The following is a 21,966-nucleotide window of genomic DNA, read 5'->3' as shown; positions in this document are numbered from 1 at the left end:
TTTGGGGTGTCTTTGCGAGATGATACCATACACCGAAGGTTTAAGCAAAATGTGCTATGCGCGTACGTGCTCACAGACTACTTATGGCGTTGGTGTTGACTCGGTGGTTGGTACTGGTTCGGGTGACACCGTTGGTTCTTGACCGGGAGGATTGAGGTCAGATGGAGTGGGGGTTTGTCCAGGTTCAGGCACAGGAGTGGCTGTATCGCCAGGTGTTGGTACCGGTACCGTTGCGGTTGGCGGGATCACCTGAGGTCGTAGCGTGACCTGTACGGTAGGAACCGCGCCATTGAGGGTAATCCCCGGCGAGAGGTTGAGGCTCACCTCAAGGACATAGCTGCCTGCCTCTAGCCCACTCAGATCGACGGTTGCGGCAAGGGGACGATTGGCGAGATCTGCCAGCGCGGCGTTGCTCCCCGAAACCTGTACTGTCACGACAGTCGGATTGAGGCTCGCGTTTAGGCCCGGCCCGAGGCCAGTGGTGGTCACCTGCACAGGGAGTTCGACCTGGAAAGGCCGCTCGATCGGCGCGATCTGAACGGTGACCTGCACCTGTTCCGGTTCACCCTCGCGGGCAGAGGTACCATCGGGGAAGATCAGTGCAACAATAGAGACCACCGTCTGGCTGGCCCCCTCAATACTCATTGGCTGGGTTTCCAACACATCAATCGCATCGAGTGGCCCCGAACTGCCGGCCAGCGTGATCAAAGGTGGTGAGATGGTCACATTGCGCACCGCATAGCCGGGCGCGGGTTGGCCCACGATGGTTGGCACCACCGGCACGAGTTTGAGGCCGACGACCGGATTGATCGGGATCTCGACGGTAACGTTCCCGGGATCAAGGCGCACACCATCAATTGCAACCCCCCCGCGATCAACGGCGGTTAGGGTCAGCGGCCCCAGATAGGTCGCCCGCAACTGGGCAATATTGGCGACGGTTCGCGCCTCTTCGACCCGTTCAATGCGGCTGAGCGGGCCAATTGCCTGGACGGTCGTGATTGGCTCCCCACCGAAGCTGATTTTTGGCTCGCCCCGCTCAAAACTAAAGGGCAGGCTGCCCAGCAAATCAACCCGGATCGGCACCGTACGGCTACTGATCTGTTCAAGGCGGATCGGCACGACCGAAGGTTCGACGCCATCCGCAACGGTGCGAAACGAGACATTGCTGCGGGTGGGTTGCACATTGACCGGCACGAGATGTTCACCAGGCCCAAGGCCGGTGAGATCAAGTACCGCTCGGACATCCACCGGGCGGAGGTTCGCCAATTGTTGGCGGTCGGTACTGAGAGTAATCTGAACCAGAGGCAAGAGCTGAGTCGGTAGACTGTTGCTATCGACAAGCACCAGTTCATCACCGAGGCCAATGGCCTGTAATTGAACTTCGGGAAAGGTGACTCGTTCTTCCGGGTTTTCGCTAAACGAGACAAAAGCCCAGAGCGCCAAACTCAAACCGAGGGCCAGAGCGAGACGCATCAACGTAGTGCGCACCGGTGTCATAAGCGCATTGCCTGCCGATTGCTAGTCTTCATGGAGCTGCCTCATCCTGAGCCACGCGCAACAGACCAGCCAGCATTGTGCGTAAACGGGCTTCTGTCAAATAGCTTGCCATCCGTCCGTCCTGGACAAGTGAAATCGCCCCGGTCTCTTCTGAGACAACGATGGCGAGGGCATCAGACTGTTCACTGATGCCCTTGGCGGCGCGGTGGCGTGTGCCATAGCGTCGCGGGCCAGTAATATCCTCACTCAGTGGCAAGACCACATTCGCGGCGAGAATGCGATTGCCGCGCACAATGACGGCCATATCGTGAAGGGGCGAATTGGGATAGAAGATATTCATCAAGAGGGGCAGCGAGACCCGCGAGTCGATAATGACCCCGCGATCGGCATACTCTTGCAACTGAGTTGACCGTTCAATCACAATCAACGCCCCCACCCCCTGTTGCGAGAGTTGTTGCGCCGTACGAGCGATGGTACCGATCGTATCGAGGATCTCGGAGCGATTGATTCCAGTGAGCGGGCGGCTCAGGAACTCACTCGAACGCCCCAGGCTTTCGAGGGCACGGCGGAGCTCGGGTTGAAAGAGGATCGGGACACCAACGATCAGGGCCGGGGCGATAATCGTATTCAAGAGCCATGCCAGCGTCTGGAGTTGATCCCGCGTGACGGTACCGACAATCAAAGCGAGGGTCAGCAGAATCCCGACCCCGCGCAACAACTGCACCGCCCGAGTACCACGAATGATCCCGAGCAGCCAGAAGATCAGCATGGCGACGATCAGAATATCAAGAATGGCATAGGGCGAGGTGAGTGGATTAAGCCGCGCCCACAGACGAGAGAAGTCCATAGCGTCTTACCTGAAGTCTCTACCAGTATTATTAGGGTAACGTGCCACAGCAACCCTGTCAACTCAACTGACCCCCGAAATGGCAAGCTTCACCCACGCTACAGACAATTCTCAGTTTGTCATGCGCTGCGATCATCATGAACGCACCTGCTGCTTGCGTTGTTGCAGCATCCGATTAGCGGCATTGATCAACGCCTCGACCCGTGCCTGGTCTACGCCCTCCATCTTGATCAAGCGCGCATAGAGTTGCAACGCCTGGGCATACTCTTCACGGCGCATCAGCATATCGCCGAGCATATAGTATGCCTCGACATCAGTCTGGTCGAGGGCAATAATTTGATGCAACTCAGCAATCGCATTTTCATAATCTTGTTGCTGCGCAAAAATGCGGGAGATCTGCTTCTTTTCAGCAACCGCCTCTTCGGGGCGGCGCATCAGCGTATACATCAGGGCGAGCCACTGACGGGCCTCGACATCAGTCGGGGCGATCTGGACAATCTTGTTATAGACCTCGCGGGCCTTGTCGTGATTGCTGAGTGTCCAGTGAACCTGTGCTGCTTCTTGCAGTGACATCACGGCATCTTTGAGTTGCCCGGCGCGACGTTGCAATTCGGCGAGGCGCACGAGGCCATCGACCCCTTTATCGAGATAGCCCCGTCGCAACTGGATGCGGGCAACGCGTCCACGGATCGCGATATGATTGGGGGCCAGTTTGAGGGCATACTCAAGGACTTCGATCGCACGATCGAGTTGTTGGCGTTCTTCATAATGCGTCGCCAGATCTTCCAGTTGGGCCAGGGCCTCGGGCAGTTTGCCCTGGCGGAAGTAGACATCGGCGAGTTTGGTATAGATGGCGCGGTCATAGGGTAACAGTTGGCGTGCTTCGAGCAGCGCCTTTTCGGCCCCGGCGATATCATCTGACGCCGCATAAGCTTCAGCCATCCGGCGGATCAGATCGCCTTTGCTCAAGGGTACGGCAAAGGCATGCTTGACGCCCGGATCGATCATCGGCTGATCGCTGACTGCCAACCCCTGGCGCAATTGCGCCAGGGCTGCCTCGGCATTGCCCAGGGCAAAATGGCTATTTGCGGCCGCCTGGTAGACCAGACCGGGCGGCAAGATCATCACGGGTTCATCGGCGAGCAAGGCCTCGGCCTGTTCGAGTTCGAGCAGGGCTGAGGTGTGTTGACCGGACTGTTGTTGCGTCACGGCAAGAATATAGTGGACGATCGCATGGTCGGCGCTCAACAGAATCCCGCGATACTCGGTCTGGACTGCGCCAAACTCACCGGGATGTTGCTTGAGCAGATCGAGTACCGTTGCGAGCGAGTCCCACACGGCAGCGGGATGTTCGCCCATCAGGGCCAGGGTGACATTGAGGCGAGCGACGGCGACCGGATCATCAGCCTGTCCCAGTTCAAGTGCACGCCGGAAGGCATCAAGGGCAGCCTCGTAGCGTCCCAGTTTCAGCAAGGTCAGGCCATAGTGGGCATGCACTTCGCGGTGTTTGGGGGCAAGTTGGAGCAAACTCCGATATTCTTCCAGGGCCTTATTGCTCTGCCCGAGGCGGAAGTAGGTACCGGCAACCTGCAAAAACTGGCTGACGGCCTCTTCGATGCGCCCGGCGTCGCGCAGCGTTTCCGCGAGGCGCAGGCGCACATTGAGCGTATCGGGTGCGAGGTCAAGCATCCGATAGTAAACATCGATCGACTTATGGGCCTCTTTGCGCACCTCATAGGTATCGATCAATAACTGATACTTGGTCAGGGCTTCTTCGGGGCGCCCCTGGCGTTCATAGATTTCACCCATACGCAGATGGATGGACAGATAATCCATGGCGACCCGGATCGTCTCGTGGCAGGCATCGAGGGCGGCTTCGATCAATCCCTGTTCCAGATACTTGCTACTCAACTCAACCCAACCTGCCGCTTCAGCGTCGAGCCCACTGGTATCAAGGGGCGTGAGGGGCGTAACATTAGGGGCATCCCCTATGGGCAGGCTTTCGAGCGCGATCATCGGCTCGGGAATGGTTGGGGTACTGGCACGGTTGGTCAGCGCACCGGTGGTTGGTGTTTTGCCACCGCGCAGGAAATCGGTAATCGGGCGGATCTTGCCCCACACCTCTGAACTGGTGGTGGTGTCACCCTGGGCCGGTTCGGGTTCCCCTTGAGGTGTAAGCGGACCAGTGTTGATCGAGCGCAACTTGGCGAGCATATTGCGGTCAGTGAGTGCTTTCGAGCGTTGCTTGAACTCGGCAGCACGTTCGCGACCCCAGCGCTTGCTCTCGAGAAACCCGGCCAGTGTGTCGTAGAGTGCCGCTGCATGAGCCAGATCGCCGATCTGCTCATAGATTGTCGCGGCGTTCTGATACATCTCGATCAGATCATCGGCCTCGTTGCGTCCGATTGTCTCGAGATCCACGAGTTGGATCGTCTGTTCAAATTCCTGGGCCGCCTGCGGCAACTGCCCGAGCTCGCTGTAGCTCTGCCCAAGGGCAAAGTGGGCGGACAGCGCATATTCGGAATCGGCGGCGGCCCGCGTCAGCACATTGGTTGCCAAGCGGTGATCGCCCCGTTCTTGATAGATCAGGCCTAGCGAATAGAGCACATCGGCCCGCGAGAGCCCGGCGGCAAGGGCCTCTTCATAGAGCCTGGCCGCCTCATCGATTGCGCCTGCCTCCTGCTTTTTCTGGGCTTGCTCGACAAGTTTCTCGATCGAGAACTGCTGGGTACGCAGGATGCCGGTCACCCCGCTGCGGCTACGGCGTGCTTCAGGGGGTGGTGACGCCTGGGCACCACCTGGTTCTGCGCTGGGCTTTGGTTCAAGCCCGGCCGAACGGGCCATTGCGTCACGGATCGTCACAATCAGATCGCGGGCCTCGCGGCTCTGCGGGTCAAGGCGCAAGACCGTTTCGGCGGCTTCGGCAGCCAGATCTAAGTGCTGTTGCTCAAGGAGTTCATGTGCAAGCGTCAGATGTTCCGCTGCGGCTTCCCGGATGCCACCAGCCTCTTCATACAGGCGGGCGAGTTGAGCTCGTTGGGCAGAGGCATCTGGTTTGAGCCGCAACAATTCGCGGAGGGCCTCAATCGCCTGCATAGGATGTTGCTGGGTCAGGTGCAACTCGGCCAGTTCGCGATAGCTCTCAACGGCCTTGCCATGGCCCTGGCGGGCCTGAGCTCGGGCGATATAGCTGAGAAAGAACGGATTTTGCCGATCCGCCGCACGCAGATCCTCGAAGAGTTGCAGGGCCCGGTCGAGTTTATTGGCTTGAAAGAGGGCCACGGCCGCACTGATCCGGGCGTCGGTATCGTTGGGAAACTCTTGCAGGGCCCGGATAATGGCCTTGAGCGCCTCGTCCCATTTATTGACGCGTGCCGCTTCACGACTCTGCTCCATGGCCCGATCAAAGATTGCGCGATTTCCTGCCATAGGTCATCATTCACTTTTGCATCATGCACCGTGCCGTGTGGCGCGATCCATGTCACAACTTAAGAAGCGTCAGGATCAGGGCTTTTTGCACATGCAGACGGTTCTCGGCCTGATCAAAGACCACCGACTGGGGGCCATCAATAATCTCGGGACTGACTTCCTCGCCGCGGTGGACAGGCAGACAGTGCATAAAGATGGCGGCAGGATCGGCATATGCCATCAGGGTCGCATTGACTTGATATGGGGCAAAGACCGGGCGGCGGCGGGCGACTTCGTGTTCCTGGCCCATCGAAGCCCAGACATCCGTATAGATAGCATTGGACCCTTCCACCGCCTCAACGGGTGAGGCCGTTACCGTAATCGTTGCCTCGTTGTTGGCGGCGAGACGTTCGGCGTGGGCGAGGATATCGGGGTCAGGTTGATAATCCACCGGACACCCAACGCGCACACTGACCCCGAGGGTTGCCCCGAGCAGCATCAGCGAATGGCAGACATTATTGCCATCACCGAGATAACTCAACTGCAAGCCCTGGAGACGCCCGAAGCGCTCGCGCAAGGTCAACAGATCGGCGAGGGCCTGGCAGGGATGCTCGCGATCCGAGAGGGCGTTGATCACCGGGACATCGGCGTGGCGAGCGAGGGTTTCGACGGTTCCGTGTTTGAAGACCCGGGCGGCGATCGCCTGCACCCAACGACTCAGGTTCCGCGCCACATCGGGCACACTCTCACGCCCGCCCATATCAATATCATTCGCCGACAGATACGAGCCATTGCCGCCAAGTTGGGTCATCCCTGCTTCAAACGCCACGCGCGTACGTAGTGATGGCTTCTCAAAGACCAGGGCGAGGGTCTTGCCCTTCAGGGGCCAGGTTGCGTGCATCCCTGAGCTCGCACCTGCACGCCATTCAGCCTTGAGTTGAGTTGCTCGTTCCAGCAAGGTCTCGGCCTCATCACGACTCAAATCTGCCGCCGACAAGAAATGGTTCTGCATAACACGTTACTCCGTCCCGTCTACATGCCTCAATTGTAGCATCAGACTATTACCAGGCAGTTCATCTTCAGGCCTTGCGCGGGCCACGTTCTGAAGGGGTACGCCCCATCCGGCGCAGGTGATCCTGTTTCCGCTGTTCAAAGCGCTGCGTTGGGGCGAGGCGCCGGTAATCACCGGCATCAATCATAATGATCTCATCACACAATTCACGGTCGCTCATCCGGGAAAAAATCCGCGGATCGATCTCCTTTGGCTCACGGTTGCTCGTGATCACGGTTGGCAGGCCATAATTATAACGGTGATTGAAGATCTGGAACAACTTCTCGCGGGCCCAGGGGGTTGCATTTTCGGTGCCCAGGTCATCAAGGATCAAGACATCGGCATTGCGCACTTGCTCGACCCGTTCGTCGTAGGCAATTTCTGAGCTTGGCCCAAACGTGCTGCGGAGATGGTCAAGCAGATCGGGAACCACCGTAAAGAGGATCGTCAAAAAATGGTTGCGCAGGATTTCATTCGCAATGGCCGCGGCGAGATGGGTTTTGCCACAGCCGTAGCCACCAAAAAAGATTAACCAGCCTGTGGGTTGCTCGGCAAACTTGCGTGCGCGGGCATAGGCGCGCGCAAGGCCTGGCACGCCAGCATCAAGGTTTTCGAACGTCTTGCCGCTAAACGGCCCGAGGTTGCTTATTTCGAGCAAACGCTGACGGCGAAGTTGTTGTTTTTCGGCGGCGCGACAGTGGCAGGTAATCAACTGCCCAAACTCGGGATGCCCAAAGGGAACATCAAGCAAATAATAGCCTGCCCCTTTGCAGCGAGGGCAGACCTCTTCAGGCTCATCGGGGGCTTGATCAGAGATCGGATTCATCGCTGCCCCGGCGGAAGAGTCCATCGAACTCGCCGCTGGTATATTTCTCGATATCGATAGGTCGTTCGGCGCGATTCGCCGCATCTTGTCGTCCATTGGCAGCCCACCTCTCCAGCACTTTACGAATATAGCGCCACGAGCGCGCATTCGAGCGTACCGCCTCGCGCATGGCTTCTTCGATCCACTCACGGGGGTAACGCTCTTCGGCTTCGCGTAGTTCATCAATCAGCATCGGGGTGACCAGGCCAATATTTTGCTCGTAGAGCCCGATCACCGACGGGCGTTCGGGCAATTCACTTGTCGGGGCGAGCACCGTGCGTGCTCTGGTCAAGCGTTCAACCCACGTGCGGTTGAGCGTGGTATGCACCAGATACCAATTATGTACCCGCTCTTCAATCGGTAGCGCTAGGTGCAACAGCGTGCCCCGGCGCACGGCAGCCCCCAATCCTTCGCTAAGCAAGTCATCGAATGGACGAAGTTTGCTGACACTGCGCAGCGAACGGCGCAGCAACACATCGCTGTGGAGTTCGTCCCAACTAATCCGCCGCGGGGTGACGCGCTGTCGGCTCAGCCGATAGAAGATATGGAGCGTTACCTTGAGCTCGCTTGGCTGCGTAATGTTCGGAATAACCTCGCTAAAGAGTTCGGGCGGCAGGCTTATGAGCGTATCGGTCGAAAAACCAGCAAAGGCCATAGGCCACCTCGGGTCGCGATGGTACAGCGTGACTGTCCTGGTATGGTACCACCCCGCGGGAATGTTGGCAATTGCTGAATATGCTAGCGCAGACTGATATGCTATACTCACCTTGCCCCGGTGCGTATCGGTTTGCGCCAGTTCCTCAGGAGTGCGCATATGGAAAAACGAGAGCCGCTGTTTCGGCGCATGGGGATCCCTCCTCAACAGTTATTCTTTTTCGGGCTGGTTTTGATCGGTTTGGCGATAGTGCTTGGTATATTCAGGCTTATGCAGCCCGGGCGCGCCTTTTCGGCTTACAACGATTCACCCCCTCAAGCCTCGATGAGTGGTGGAACGTACCAACTCCAGGGTGGTCTGCGGTCACGCTCTGCGAGCTTTGCGCCCCCACTTCGCCTCGGGTGGTCGAGGATTACGACGGGTCGTATGCCAATCGTTGCGCAGACGGGCGTGCTTACGCGCAGTGTCAGCGTCAGTCCGGCGGCGTTTATTCGTGATGTCGACTCGACCAATCTGGTGATGGACAACGACCTGGCGTTGCGGTGGGCGGCGAATGTGAGTGACGAAGCCGGGTTCTACCTGGCGCGTCCGGCGGATTGGGACGGCACGTCGCCGGTGACGGTGCGGCTCTTCTTTGCCCTGGGCGGCAACGGGGCCGGTGCGGTCAACTGGCGGCTCAAGCTCAATACGTACACGCCCAACTCGGGCGAATGGCTGACCAATCCAGGGACGCGGGATGCCGATAGCTTGCTGACCTTCCCGAGTGGCCCGTCGTGGTACCGCATCTACAGCCAGAGTTTCACCCTGTCCGACAGCAACCTCGCCGACCAACCGCTCTGGTCGTTCTTCTTGCTCCGGGGCAATCCGGCCAATAGCGAAACCTTTGCGGGGCAACTTTATCTGCTCAATGTTGAGGTTGCCTACCTGCGCAATCCGCCGTCGTACGTTGTCTATCTGCCGATCATTCGGCGTTAACGCTTCGTGAGAAGGGAGTTGTTGCTATGGTACGCCGTCTAGCGCTACTTTCGCTCATCGGCTTTGCAATTGTTGTCGTGTGGGTCGGGTGGCTTCAGATGCCAGCCACGGTCGAATCGGCCACGACTCATGCGAGCATCACCTACGAGGGGTATCTTGAGGATGGCGGCGCCTCTGCGCAGGGCCAGTACGATTTCTTGATCACGCTCTTTGATGCCGCAACTGATGGGCAACCGCTCGGCGAAGCGCTCGCTGTGCCTGATGTGACGGTGGTTGATGGACGCTTTGCCACCCCGCTGAGCCTGCCCGCACGCGATCAAGTGGTCTATGTTGAAGTGGCGGTACGCCCGCAGGGCAGCACTACCTACACGGTGCTGACGCCCCGTCAGATCGTGACCCCGACGCTTGCCGAAGCGGGCCTTGCTGCTCGTAGCCAGACCCGTACGGTGAGCATCAGCCCGGCCTCATTGATCCGCGATCTCGACTCGACCAATCTGGTGATGGACAACGACCTAGCGTTGCGGTGGGCGGCGAATGTGAGTGACGAAGCCGGGTTCTACCTGGCGCGTCCGGCGGATTGGGACGGCACGTCGCCGGTGACGGTGCGGCTCTTCTTTGCCCTGGGCGGCAACGGGGCCGGTGCGGTCAACTGGCGGCTCAAGCTCAATACGTACACGCCCAACTCGGGCGAATGGCTGACCAATCCAGGGACGCGGGATGCCGATAGCTTGCTGACCTTCCCGAGTGGCCCGTCGTGGTACCGCATCTACAGCCAGAGTTTCACCCTGACCGACAGCAACCTCGCTGATACACCACTCTGGTCGTTCTTCTTGCTCCGGGGCAATCCGGCCAATAGCGAAACCTTTGCCGGGCAACTTTATCTGCTCAATATCGAGGTTGAGTATGGCGTTACGCCATAGCGCCATGCTTGCATGCTACGCTTGCTGTCTTGCGGATGAGCTAAGGGCAATACCTTGCAAATAAGGCGGCTCTTTTGACGCAAAGGCGCAAAGGTTTTTGCGTAGGTGAGCTTCACCCTTCGCGTCTTCGCGTCTTCGCGTGAGCTTATTTGAAAAGAATTGGAGCTAAGGGGGGGTGTTCAGAGAGAGCTTGCCCTCCCTTAGCGGAGACTCGCCTCCTGGGCGAGGCGACGCCCCTGCTCGGTGAGCATCAGGCGCATGCCATTGCACTGGATCAGGCCACCCTGTTCGGCGAGGCGAATCACGGTCGCGGCGAAGCGTGGCTGCCAGCGAAGATGGTGGCTCAGGTGGTTGCGGCTGCACTCGTCGTCGGCTTCAGCGGTACCTTCGTGGTTGAGCAGGTGGAGCGTCAGCATCTGCTGGGCAAATTCCCAGCGCTGGCGCGAACGCCGTACCCCAAGCGCCATAATGCCACGGGCCGGTGCAAAGAGGAAGGCTAGGAGAAAGGCAACCCCGGTCATCATTGCCATTGAACCGGCAATCGAGACATTGAACCAGCGGGCAAACCAGTAGCCAAGCACGGCACTGAGCACGGCAATGACGACACTCAAGCCGAGCATGCGTGACAAGCGGTCGGTTACGAGATAGGCCGCCGCAGGAGGGGCAACCATCAGCGCAACGACAAGGATCGAACCAACTGCATCAAAAGCGCCGACGGCCGTAATGGAGACGACGGTCATCAGTCCGTAATGCACCAGCACCGGGCTGAAACCGAGCGTTGCGGCGAGGCCTACATCAAACGTTGCGAGCTTGAGCTCTTTGTAAAAGAGCACAATCAGCCCCAGGTTGAGCACGAGCGTGATGCTGCCAATCAGCAAGGCCCGGGGAAGATCGAGCCAACCCCAGGTAATGCGATCAAACGGCGCAAACGCCAGTTCACCAAGCAGCACCGCATCGGTGTCGAGATGCACATTGCCCGCGTAGCGTGAAATCAGGATCACCGCAATGCTGAAGAGCACCGGAAAGACGAGGCCAATGGCGGCATCTTCTTTGATCAGATTCGTACGGGTCAACATCTCAACGAGACTGACCGTCAAGACCCCGGTTGCGACCGCACCGACAAAGAGCAACGGCGAAGCGAGGTCGCGGGTCACAAAATAGCCAAGCACAATGCCAAGCAAGACCGTATGGCTGATCGCATCGCTCATCATCGCCATCCGGCGCAAGACGAGGAAGACCCCTGGCAAGGCACAGGCAGCAGCGACCACGATTGCAATGAGTTGCACTTCCATCGTTGACGACATCGTGGCACCTCTCTATCTTCTAAACCTGGGGCACGGCCTGGCGGGTGTAGCGCCAGATCAGCCCCCGGTTGGGTGCGAAAAGAAACGAGACCAGGGTGAGCACCCCGAGACAGAGCACAATGGTTGGCCCGGTGGCGAGCCCCCGTGCGGTGGCACTGATCAGTGCCCCAATGACGCCTGCGCTTGCCCCAAAGCATCCCGCCAGCACAATCATCACGCCGAGGCGGTCGGTCCACTGCCGGGCGGCGGCGGCTGGGGCGACGAGCATCGCACTCATCAGTACGACCCCGACGGTCTGGAGACCAAGCACAATGGCGACAATGATCAACGAGGTCAGCAGCACGCTCAAGCCACGCACCGGCAAGCCAAGGCTAGCGGCATATTCAGGGTCAAAGGTGAGCACTTTGAACTGCTTCCAGAAGAGCGCAACGAGCACCAGGGTTGGCACCCCGAGGGCGACCATCACCTGAACATCACGGGCCACCATCGCGGCGGCCTGCCCAAAGAGGAAACTGCGCAAACCGGCTTGCGCCGCATCGGGGCGCTGTTGTAGCCACGAGAGCAGCACGAGACCAGTTCCAAAAAAGACGGCCAGGATCAACGCGAGGCTACTATCTTCTTTGACGCGGGTGGTACGGGTCACACTCATCAACAAGAGGGCGGCGAGCCAGGCGGAGCCTGCGGCCCCGAGCATCAAGACAAGCGGATCGCGTTGCCCAGTCAGCATAAAGGCCAGCACAATGCCGGGGAGGGCCGCATGGGACATCGCATCGCCGAGCAGCGCCTGGCGACGTAGCACCGCAAAGCAGCCGAGTACCCCGCTGACAATGCCAAGCATAGCCGACCCGAGGGCCACCATGCGCAGCGTATAATCAGCAAAGAGTTCCATCAGTCGGCCACTCCCTTCAGCATACCCTCGGCGCGGTGCGGCGCAGCTTCGTCATCTTCGGCGTGCCCAAGGAAGGCAATGCGCCCGCCATAGGTTGTGCGCAGATTGGCTTCGGTAAAGACCTCGGCCACCGGGCCGCTGGCGATGCGGCGCACATTGATCAGACAGACCTGATCAAAATACTCGGGCACGGTCTGGAGATCGTGGTGAACGACGATCACCGTCTTGCCGTTGGCGCGCAGATCGCGCAGTAGATCAATGATGGCGCGCTCGGTGATTGCATCAACCCCCTGGAAAGGCTCGTCCATAAAATAGATTTGCGCATCCTGAACGAGGGCACGGGCAAGAAAGACGCGTTGCTGTTGCCCGCCCGAGAGTTGACTGATCTGACGGGTGGCAAAATCGGCCATGCGCACCTTCTCGAGTGCGGCCAGCGCGTGCTGGCGTTCGGCCTTGCCCGGACGACGGAACCAACCCAGGCTGCCGTAGCGTCCCATCATCACCACATCGAGCACACTCGTCGGGAAATCCCAATCCACGCTGCCGCGCTGCGGAACATATCCCACCAGGCGACGTTGCTCGCGATACGGCCGCCCATAAAAGAGTGTCTGACCAGCGGCAGGGCGCACGAGACCGAGCGCGGCCTTGATCAGCGTCGTCTTGCCGGCGCCATTCGGACCAACAATCGCCATCAGGGTACTGGCAGGCACCTCGAGATCGACATCCCAGAGCACGGGTTTGTCGTGATAGGCAACAGTCAAATCAGTAATTGCTAACGCAGGCTGCATTTCATTCCTCCAAGTTTGCCATGCCAGAAATTTATTTTAGTTATACCTAAAATACCATAAATCAGGGTTTTTGTCAATCACGAGACCTTCATAAATAATTTCATTGTATCGCTACGGTGGTATAATAGCCGCTAATTGTGATAAGTGCTTGATGAAGTAAACCCATGCCCTCGGTTACTGTACGCGATGTGCTACGACTCGCCCTTCCCCTGGGAACTGCCATCTCCGCTGGTAGTGCCGGTCTTGGACGACAGGTCACCTGGGTGGCGACGTTGCGTTCGACACTGCCTGCATTCGCTGAATTGCGTGGTGGTGAACTTGCGGTACTTGCGGTTGATGCGATTCGTACGCTTGATACCCGCTTGAGCCTGGCCGTACTGGTGCGTCGACTTGGGCAGGCCCCGATTCCGGTTGCTGGTGTGGTGGCGCTGGGCACGATTACCAACGACGATATTACGGCGGCTGAAGAGGCGCGCCTCCCGCTGTTGCAACTGCCTGAAGGTGCCGATCTGCGTGAGGTTGAACGTGAGATCACGCGTCTGGTGAGTGACTACGAGGCGCAGTTCGAGCGACGCGGGGCTCAGTTGTACGATCTGCTCACGCAACGCTCGCTTGCCGGGGCTGGCTTGCCGGGCTTGCTTGATCTCATGGCAGAACGGACTGGTCAGAGTGTGGCGTGTTATGCGCCAAATGGTGAGTTGCGCGCCCAGCGTGGCCGTGGCTCGGCGCGGGTCGCTTTGCAGGCGTTGCGCCCCACAGCGGCCGGTGATGCCTCGATGCTCAATCAGCAGATCTGGGTTGAATTGATCGGGCCGCGTGATTTTCCCACCGGCTATCTGGCGGTGGCCGGGACAGCGCTGGACACCTGGGATCGTGAGGCGGCCCAGCGTGGCGCGGCAGCCCTTGCCCTTGAACTCGCGAAAGAACAGGCCGTCCAGGCCGCCGAAGATCGCCTCCGGGGCGATTTTGTTTCGAATATCCTCAGCGGGCCACCTGGTGATCTCGCCGCCGCACTACAGCGCGGGCAGGAACTTGGCTATACCCTGACGGTGCCGCATATGGCCGTGCTGGCGAAGATCGATGATGCTGGGCCGTCAGCGCTTGCCCGGCTCAGCGGGACAATCCAGAATGAGTTGACCCGGCGCGGCATTCCGGCTCCGCTCTCACGCCGTGAAAGCAGTGTGCTCTGTATGCTGCCAACTGCGGCCAATGCGCGTCCTCGTGAACTGGTTGAGCAGTTGCGCGAGCGCTTGCTCATCGATTATCCGCAGGTCTTGTTGGCCTCGGGGACGCCGGTGGCGACGCTTGCCGAGTGGCGGCGCTCGCTCGAAGAGGCGGAACAGGCGATGGTGCTTGGGCGCCAACTCTTTGGCCCCGGGCGCGTTCTGGCTTTTTCTGACCTCGGGGTCTATCGTTTGCTGGTGCGCCTGCGTGAAACGCCTGAACTCTGGACCTTCTATCGCGAAACACTTTCTCGGCTTGCCGATTATGACCAGCGCCAGGGGGCTGATCTGATCAAGACCCTGGATGCCTATTTCAATCACCTTGGGAACCTGCGTGCCACCTCGGGGGCGTTGCATGTCCATCGCAATACGCTGCTCTATCGCCTCGAACGCATCAAAGATATCAGTGGCATGGATCTCGACAATGCCGAAGAACACTTTGCCCTCTGGCTGGCCCTGCGTGCTCACCGCGTTCTCTCGACCATCGAAGAGGGCTAGAACCAACACTTTGCAAAGAAGGCGGTTGGTTTGACGCAAAGGCGCAAAGGCGCAAAGGTTTTCGCATCGGCGATGTGCGCTTTGTGGCCGAAGATTTTCAGAATGCATGGAGTCAGATGGAAGGGGCGTTGCCATAAAAAACCTGGCTTGTGCTGGCGAAAACGGCCAGTCAAGCTGGCCGTTTTCGCCAGCACAAGCCAGATTCTTGGGGCCGCAGGTTTCGAATGGCAATGTCCGTCTGCAAGGTGGAATTTGGTATAATGAAGAAGGGTAGCAAGCAATCGCTACCTTTTTTTGTCGGTTGTGCAGAAATGTGGTTGTGCTTATGCTTGGGATGAGTGTTGCGACAACGGCGCTGCGTAAGGTGCCCAGCATGGAAGAGCAGGCTGAGCTTGCGCGGCGCCGTGCGCGGCGCCTCGGTCGTCCGGTGCTGGTGAGTGTGACGGCTGAGGTCAAGGTGCGCGATCCGCTGGCGCTTTTTGCCCGGGGCATTGGGGTGACCCATAATCGTCTCTTCTGGAGTGTGCCGTCGCATGGTCTGGCGGTGGCGGGGTTGGGCTCCGCCTGGAGTTTTGCCGCCAGTGGGCCTGGCCGTTTTGCGCAGGCGGCTGAGGCGTGGCGTGATCTGATGGCGACGGCGGCGATTGATGCTGATCCTGCGTTGCCTTTCAGTGGGCCGATGGCGGCGGCAGGGTTTGCGTTTGATCCGCTGCGCCCGAGCGATGGCGGGTGGGATGGCTATCCCGATGGGTTGTTGCTGCTGCCCCGTTTGATCCTTGCCACTGATGGCAACCGGGCAAGCCTGACGGTGAATGGTCTGGTTGGGCCTTCGACGTCGTCGATCAACTTGCACCTTTCGGCAGTACGGCGCTTGCGCGATCTGCTCGGGCGTGCCTGGCAGGCACCGCGTATCGGTGAGGCGGTGACACTGCGTGATGCGTTGCCTGCGGGTGCGTGGCAGGCGATGGTCGCCGATGCGGTGGCCGATCTGCGTGCTGGCAAGCTCGAAAAGGTGGTGCTCGCTCGTGAGGTGCTTGCCCATACTGCGAATCCTTTTGATCCTGCCGCGACGCTCGCTGCGCTGCGCCGTGATTATCCCGAGACCTTTATTTTTGCGGTGGCCCGTGGTGGTCAGACCTTTCTGGGGGCTTCGCCCGAACGCCTGGTGAGTCTGCAGGGACGCACGGTGCTCGCCAGTTCACTGGCGGGTTCGATCCGGCGCGGTGCTACCCCCGAAGAGGACGCGGCGCTTGGGCAGGAATTGCTGGCGAGTGCGAAGGATCGTGGTGAGCATGCGGTGGTGACGCGGATGCTGCGCGCTGCCCTCGAAGCGGTCTGTACTGAGGTGACCGCCCCAGATGAGCCAGCACTGATGCGGGTGCGCAATGTGCAGCACCTCTATACACCGTTGACCGGGCAGATTATCGATCAGGCGGGGGTGCTCGATCTGGTCGAGCGGTTGCATCCGACGCCGGCCCTGGGTGGGCAGCCTCGTACAACGGCCCTTGCCTGGATTCGTGAACGTGAACAGCTTGACCGGGGTTGGTATGGCGCCCCGGTTGGCTGGATTGATGCACGCGGCCAGGGTGAATTTGCGGTAGCGATTCGCTCGGCGCTGGTAGGCAAGTATACCGCCCGCCTCTTTGCCGGGGCGGGCATTGTGGCCGATTCTGATCCCGCTCGCGAAGAGCAAGAGACCGTGATCAAGTTGCGCGCAATGCTCGGGGCGCTGGGGGCAGGGAACGTATGACAACACATGACCACATTCGTGCCCTGACCCTCTGGGTGGGGACGTTGATTGACGAGTTGATCGCTGGCGGCGTCCGTGATATCGTCATTTGCCCAGGGTCGCGGAGTACGCCGCTGGCGCTGGCAGCGGCGCGCCATCCGCAGGCGCAGATCTGGATGCACCTCGATGAGCGTTCAGCGGGCTTTTTTGCGCTGGGCCTGGCCCGTCAGCGTGGTCAGCCTGCGGCGCTGCTCTGTACGTCGGGCACGGCAGCGGCCAATTTTTTGCCGGCGGTCGCCGAGGCTGATCTTGCCCGGGTGCCGTTGATCGTGTTGACCGCCGATCGTCCCCCCGAACTGCGTGATAATGGTGCGCCGCAGACGATCGATCAGGTGCGTCTCTTTGGTTCGCGGACACGCTGGGCGACTGATCTGCCGACGCCTGATGCGAGCCCGGGGTTGCTGCGGTATCTGCAGAGTACCGTCGCCCGGAGCATCGCGACAAGCCTTGCTGCTCCGGCGGGGCCAGTGCATCTGAATTTGCCATTTCGCGAGCCACTAGTGCCTGATCGGGAACTGCTTGCGGATCTGTTTGCGCGGCAAGCCGGGGGCTCTGTGGCGCCCCTGGTGCCTGCGCAGGCGGCCTTTTTGCCTCCCCGGTTTTTCCCCGAAGATGCGGCTGGGTCGGCTGAGGCGCCATCCCAGCGGGCTACGGTGCAGGCTCGTATTGGTGGGCGTCAGCTTGACGAGGCGACCTTGAGGGCGCTGGCGTCACGGTTGGCGACGACCGAGCGGGGTTTGATCCTCTGTGGCCCTGAGTGTGCGCCCGGGCTTGCGCCGGTGGTGACACGCCTGGCGGCGCGTCTGGGCTATCCTGTGCTGGCCGATCCGCTTTCGGGGGTGCGGTGTGGGCCGCACGACCGGACGATGGTGCTGGCGGGGTATGATGCGTTTGTGCGTAACGAGGCCTTTGCGGCGCGTTCTGCGCCTGAGCTTGTGCTGCGTTTTGGCGCGATGCCCACAGCCAAGCCGGTGCTTCAATTTTTGCAGCGCCACGCGACGGCGCACCAGATCGTGCTTGATGAAGGGGCCGGTTGGCGTGAGCCGACCAGCCTGGCGGCGACGCATCTGGCGTGCGACAGTGTCACGCTTTGCCAGGCGCTCACTGATCTGCTGGGCCACGAGGAGACCGATGCGGCGGCGACAAAGCCCTGGGCGGCGGCGTGGCTCAGCGCCGAGGCCGTGACGCAGCGTGTGCTTGGGGAGGCGCTGCGGCAGCGCACCGCCCTCAACGAGCCTGGCATCTTTGCGGCGCTGGCCGAGTTGTTGCCGGATGGAGCGACGCTCTTTGTCGGCAACTCGATGCCGGTACGCGACTGCGACACCTTTTTTCCTGCTGTCGAGCGTGAGATCACGATCCTGGGCAACCGCGGGGCCAACGGCATTGACGGCCTGGTCTCGACGGCGCTTGGTGTGGCGGCGGCGGGCGCGAAGCCGCTCGTGCTGGTGCTGGGCGACATCTCGCTCTACCACGACGCCAACGGCTTGCTGGCGGCGAAACTGCACCAACTTGATGCGACGATCATCCTGATCAACAACGACGGGGGCGGCATCTTCTCCTTCCTGCCCCAGACGAGTGAGACTGACCGCTTCGAGTTGCTCTTTGGCACCCCGCACGGGCTCAACTTTGCCCCGTTGGCCGACATCTACGGTGCGCGATACACGCTTGCCGAAGATTGGGCGGGCTTTCATACTGCCGTGAGCGCTGGCATCAGCGGGCGAGGGCTGCACCTGATCGAAGTACGCACCGACCGGAACCAGAACGTCACCGATCACCGGGTGCTTTGGCCGGAGGTTAGTGCGGCGTTGGAAGAAGTTGGGTTTTAGATTTTAGATTGCAGATTGGGCGCAGTACATCTGGCGCATCTGGACGAGGTCGGCGTTGCGTTGATGCCCGAACAGGTTGGCTGGCACTGGACGAGGGGGCAAGGCATTGCAGGGAACAGAGCAGATCGACGAAAGCAACAAGCCTGTTGCGCTCAGCTTCTTTTCTGGCGCGATGGGGCTTGATCTTGGGCTTGAACGGGCTGGATTTGACATCAAAATAGCATGTGAAATTGACAGGTATTGTCGTGAGACGATTAGCCTGAACAAGCCAGACATTCCCCTGATTGGCGATATTACGGGCTATTCGGCTGCGCAGATCCTGCAAGCTGCCGGTTTGACGGGCAGTGACGACATCGATCTCATCGTAGGCGGGCCACCCTGTCAAGCGTTCAGCACAGCCGGGAAACGCAACGGGTTTCATGATCAGCGAGGCAATGTTTTTCTTACCTATGTAGATCTAGTCTTAACACTCAAGCCGAAATACTTTATCATCGAGAATGTTCGTGGTTTGCTTTCAAGCCCGATGAAGCACCGACCGCACACCTTGCGCGGGCCAGCCTATCCTGATTTAGCCCTGGATGAACTGCCTGGCGGCGCGCTCTACTTTGTGCTAGACACGATCAAAAAAGCCGGCTACGCCTACGCATTTACCCTGTACAATGCGGCTCATTTTGGCACACCGCAGATACGAGAACGGGTTGTCATCGTCTGTAGTCGCGATGGCAAACGGCCACCCTACCTACAACCGACTCATGCGCAAAACAATGCGATGGGCTTACCCCCCTGGCGCACATTTCGTGAAGCGACGGCGGATCTTGCTGAGCACCATCATATTGATTTTCCTGAGAAACGTCTTATCTATTATCGTATGCTCAAGGAAGGGCAAAACTGGCGTGCATTGCCTGAGGATTTGCAACGCGAAGCGCTTGGCAAGGCCTTTTTTGCAGGCGGTGGCAAAACCGGATTTTTACGGCGCATCGCATGGGACAAGCCTGCCCCGACCCTCGTGACGCATCCGGCGATGCCGGCAACCGATCTTGCGCATCCTGAAGAAGACCGACCGCTCTCGATCGAAGAATACAAACGGCTGCAAGAATTCCCCGACGATTGGCAGGTTGCTGGCCCACTGCTTGAGCAATACCGGCAAATAGGCAACGCTGTGCCAAGCAGTCTTGGGTTGGCGATCGGGCACCTGGTGATCAGCCTCTTGCGAGGTGAACCGTATCAGGAGCCTGCCTCATTCAACTATTCACGCTATCGCAATACGAACGAGGCGCTCTGGATGCAGCAATTTGAGCGCAATATTTGGGTGTAGAGATACGTTGGGCTGATTATACTATACAACCCTGTCGTACCAGGCTCACGAACTCAAATGATCCGGTCGCGCCCTAACTCTTTTGCGTCGTAGAGTCTTCTGTCGGCCTGGCTAATCAGTGTTTCGATGCTGAAGCCAACCCCGGTTTCGCTGCTTGCTGCGATTCCGGCACTGAAGGTGACGGTGATGCGCTGACCTTCAAAGACAAACGCTTGCTCGTCGAGCCGTTCACGCACACGCTTCATCAGGCATCCCATCGCTTCGTGATCGAGATTCAGTGCAATGACGATGAACTCTTCGCCACCATAGCGACCAACGAGATCGTAGGGCCGACAACTGCTGCTCAGTAGTTGCGCAAATTGTTGAAGCACATAATCGCCGCCTTGGTGTCCGTACGTATCGTTGACCGTTTTGAAAAAATCGAGATCAATCAGGGCAATGGCAAAAGCACGGCAGTTGCGCTCATACTCCTTCATCAGCTTCTGGAGCCGTTCAAAGATGTAGCGGCGATTGTAGATTCCGGTCAGATCATCGTGGATCGAAACTCGGTAGACCTCTTCTTCCGCCTGTTTGCGGTCGGTGATGTCGATCAAAAGCCCTTCGATGGTCTGGATCGTGCCTGTAGCGTCGCAGACAAAAGCCCCCTGCTCAAAGATCCACTTTTCACGCTGGTCGGCAGTGATGAGGCGATACTCGAGTTGCACCGACGCGCACTGGTGGCTTGCTTCTTCCCATCGCGTCCAGACCCGCTCACGGTCTTCGGGGTTGATCAGATCATTGAAAGAAACCAGCCGGTTATTGACCAGGGCTTCGCTCGGGTAGCCCGTCAGCTTGAAACATCCCTCCGAGACAAATTCCATTGTCCAGTCGTGATCAAAGCGACAGCGATAGGCCACCCCCGGCAAGTTGGCAATCAAGAGCGATTTGCTTCGCTCGCTCTCGCGGAGCGAGGCGTTGATCGTTCTGAGCCGCATGCTCCAGTAAAACCAGATTCCCGCCAGTACCGCCAGAACACCCGCTATGCGCAACAAGAGGCTATAATCGAAGGGTTGCACAATCGTGATGTTGACATGCCGATTGATGATTGCTTCGCGTTCGCGGGGCGTGATCGTTGCAATGCCCTTGTCCAGAATATCACGCAGCATGCGCTCATCTTTCAGTACCCCGATGCGCAGTCGGTTGACATAACTGTCAGGTGCCTGCCCTGCGATCTTGAGATTGAAGAGCCCCTCTTTACGGATCGTATAGGCCGCAATCGTCAATGAGCGGAGCGTCAGATCGGCTTCACGATTCGAGACGGCCTGGAAGACCTCGTTCTCACTCGGCACGGTGACCACCGTCAGATTTGGAAAGTCGCGCCGTACCCGTTCTTCCACCGAGGTGCCGCTGGGCAAGACAATCGTGGTATCGCTGAGCTGGGTTGCATCAAAAATAAAGGAGTGTTCTTCGCGGGTGATAAAGACATTGGGGTCAACCAGCAGTGGCTCGGTAAAGATGAGCCATTCTTCGCGGGCGGGCGTCTGGTTGAGAAAAGGGAGGAGATAGACCTCGCCGGCTTGCGAGAGTTCAATCGCCTGATCCCAGTCGCGGGCGATCACATAGGCAAACTCGATGTCGAGTCGCTCGGCCAGCAGGTCAAACATATCAGCCGCAATGCCAACAAATTTGCCCTGTTCATCAATAAACTCGTACGGAATCCAGTCTGGATCAGGGGCTACAGTGATTGGCCCCAGTGATTCAAGATAGGTGCGCTCGGTTGGCGAAAGTTCCACCTTGACCGTTGCGACCTCTGGTGCAATGGTTGGCTCACCGCGTGTGGAGTTGACGCCAGGTTGCCAGAAGAGCAGCACCCCCACGGCCATCACGCTCACAAGCCCCATCGCAACGAACATAAGCCAGGGACGCTGCTGTGATGCGCGACGATGTGAATGGTGCAAAGTTTTCATAGATTTGGCTTCATAGAGGTAAGCTACCCCAATGGTATAAACGCTCGCGCCAGCAGGTATTCGTTGGTAGGCGATGGCCGTAGCGACGCAATACTTTCAACGGGGCACCCGCCAACAACGGGGCACCCGCCAACAACGGGGCACCCGCCAACAACGGGGCACCCGCCAAC

17 protein-coding genes are annotated in these 21,966 nt (G+C 59.1%); 6 read left to right on the top strand and 11 right to left on the bottom strand.

Annotation, left to right across the window (positions count from 1 at the left end):
* Window positions 1-81: 81 nt before the first annotated feature.
* From EYB53_RS11915 to EYB53_RS11890, 6 genes are all read right to left on the bottom strand, one after another.
* Window positions 82-1,497 (bottom strand): CdaR family protein, encoded by a 1,416-nt coding sequence (locus EYB53_RS11915; RefSeq protein ID WP_135478406.1) that lies wholly within the window; start codon window positions 1,495-1,497, stop codon window positions 82-84.
* Between the two features lie 28 nt (window positions 1,498-1,525).
* Window positions 1,526-2,344: a diadenylate cyclase CdaA gene (gene cdaA, locus EYB53_RS11910; protein WP_135478405.1), complete on the bottom strand. Its 819-nt coding sequence runs from the start codon at window positions 2,342-2,344 to the stop codon at window positions 1,526-1,528.
* Window positions 2,345-2,479: 135 nt separating this feature from the next.
* Window positions 2,480-5,773 (bottom strand): tetratricopeptide repeat protein, encoded by a 3,294-nt coding sequence (locus EYB53_RS11905; RefSeq protein WP_135478404.1) that lies wholly within the window; start codon window positions 5,771-5,773, stop codon window positions 2,480-2,482.
* Window positions 5,774-5,825: 52 nt separating this feature from the next.
* Complete coding sequence (gene argF, locus EYB53_RS11900) at window positions 5,826-6,764, bottom strand: ornithine carbamoyltransferase (protein WP_135478403.1); 939 nt, start codon at window positions 6,762-6,764, stop codon at window positions 5,826-5,828.
* A 67-nt stretch (window positions 6,765-6,831) separates the two neighbouring features.
* Window positions 6,832-7,629, bottom strand: coding sequence for an ATP-binding protein (locus tag EYB53_RS11895; RefSeq protein WP_205712642.1), 798 nt, complete (start codon window positions 7,627-7,629; stop codon window positions 6,832-6,834).
* Window positions 7,613-8,323 carry a DnaD domain-containing protein gene (locus tag EYB53_RS11890; protein ID WP_135478401.1) on the bottom strand — a complete coding sequence of 237 codons (711 nt, stop codon included), beginning with the start codon at window positions 8,321-8,323 and terminating at the stop codon, window positions 7,613-7,615. Before EYB53_RS11890 ends, EYB53_RS11895 begins: the two co-directional genes overlap by 17 nt.
* 159 nt (window positions 8,324-8,482) lie before the next feature.
* Here EYB53_RS11890 and EYB53_RS11885 point away from each other — a divergent pair, with 159 nt between their 5' ends.
* Window positions 8,483-9,298: a hypothetical protein gene (locus tag EYB53_RS11885; RefSeq protein WP_135478400.1), complete on the top strand. Its 816-nt coding sequence runs from the start codon at window positions 8,483-8,485 to the stop codon at window positions 9,296-9,298.
* Between the two features lie 26 nt (window positions 9,299-9,324).
* On the top strand, window positions 9,325-10,218 hold the full coding sequence (locus tag EYB53_RS11880; RefSeq protein ID WP_135478399.1) for a DUF8740 domain-containing protein: 894 nt from the start codon (window positions 9,325-9,327) through the stop codon (window positions 10,216-10,218).
* Window positions 10,219-10,418: 200 nt separating this feature from the next.
* Here EYB53_RS11880 and EYB53_RS11875 read toward each other — a convergent pair whose 3' ends face one another.
* The 3 genes from EYB53_RS11875 to EYB53_RS11865 are packed head-to-tail and all read right to left on the bottom strand — an operon-like array spanning window position 10,419 to window position 13,199.
* Entirely contained in the window at window positions 10,419-11,522 is a 1,104-nt protein-coding gene (locus tag EYB53_RS11875) for a metal ABC transporter permease (protein ID WP_135478398.1), read from the bottom strand.
* A gap of 19 nt (window positions 11,523-11,541) precedes the next feature.
* Window positions 11,542-12,411, bottom strand: a complete 870-nt coding sequence (locus tag EYB53_RS11870; protein ID WP_135478397.1) for a metal ABC transporter permease — start codon at window positions 12,409-12,411, stop codon at window positions 11,542-11,544.
* Window positions 12,411-13,199, bottom strand: coding sequence for a metal ABC transporter ATP-binding protein (locus EYB53_RS11865; RefSeq protein WP_135478396.1), 789 nt, complete (start codon window positions 13,197-13,199; stop codon window positions 12,411-12,413). The genes EYB53_RS11870 and EYB53_RS11865 overlap by 1 nt, the downstream gene beginning before the upstream one ends.
* A 164-nt stretch (window positions 13,200-13,363) precedes the next feature.
* Here EYB53_RS11865 and EYB53_RS11860 point away from each other — a divergent pair, with 164 nt between their 5' ends.
* On the top strand, window positions 13,364-14,920 hold the full coding sequence (locus EYB53_RS11860) for a helix-turn-helix domain-containing protein (RefSeq protein WP_135478395.1): 1,557 nt from the start codon (window positions 13,364-13,366) through the stop codon (window positions 14,918-14,920).
* Here EYB53_RS11860 and EYB53_RS11855 read toward each other — a convergent pair.
* On the bottom strand, window positions 14,917-15,114 hold the full coding sequence (locus tag EYB53_RS11855; RefSeq protein ID WP_167857364.1) for a hypothetical protein: 198 nt from the start codon (window positions 15,112-15,114) through the stop codon (window positions 14,917-14,919). The genes EYB53_RS11860 and EYB53_RS11855 overlap by 4 nt on opposite strands.
* Window positions 15,115-15,293: 179 nt before the next feature.
* Between EYB53_RS11855 and EYB53_RS11850 the strand changes: the two genes are divergently transcribed.
* The 3 genes from EYB53_RS11850 (at window position 15,294) to EYB53_RS11840 (ending at window position 19,850) form a co-directional block, all read left to right on the top strand.
* A complete protein-coding gene (locus EYB53_RS11850; RefSeq protein WP_254151038.1) occupies window positions 15,294-16,670 on the top strand; it encodes an isochorismate synthase in 1,377 nt (458 codons plus the stop codon).
* Window positions 16,667-18,535 (top strand): 2-succinyl-5-enolpyruvyl-6-hydroxy-3-cyclohexene-1-carboxylic-acid synthase, encoded by a 1,869-nt coding sequence (gene menD / locus EYB53_RS11845; protein WP_135478393.1) that lies wholly within the window; start codon window positions 16,667-16,669, stop codon window positions 18,533-18,535. Before EYB53_RS11850 ends, menD begins: the two co-directional genes overlap by 4 nt.
* Before the next feature lie 106 nt (window positions 18,536-18,641).
* Window positions 18,642-19,850 carry a DNA cytosine methyltransferase gene (locus tag EYB53_RS11840; RefSeq protein ID WP_205712641.1) on the top strand — a complete coding sequence of 403 codons (1,209 nt, stop codon included), beginning with the start codon at window positions 18,642-18,644 and terminating at the stop codon, window positions 19,848-19,850.
* A 53-nt stretch (window positions 19,851-19,903) separates the two neighbouring features.
* Here EYB53_RS11840 and EYB53_RS11835 read toward each other — a convergent pair whose 3' ends face one another.
* Window positions 19,904-21,796 carry a diguanylate cyclase gene (locus tag EYB53_RS11835; RefSeq protein ID WP_205712640.1) on the bottom strand — a complete coding sequence of 631 codons (1,893 nt, stop codon included), beginning with the start codon at window positions 21,794-21,796 and terminating at the stop codon, window positions 19,904-19,906.
* Window positions 21,797-21,966: the final 170 nt, after the last annotated feature.

This window comes from Candidatus Chloroploca mongolica (genome assembly GCF_004762035.2).
GTDB lineage: Bacteria > Chloroflexota > Chloroflexia > Chloroflexales > Chloroflexaceae > Chloroploca > Chloroploca mongolica.
Note: the sequence above shows the minus strand (reverse complement) of the source record. Positions and strands in the feature narration are given on the sequence as shown.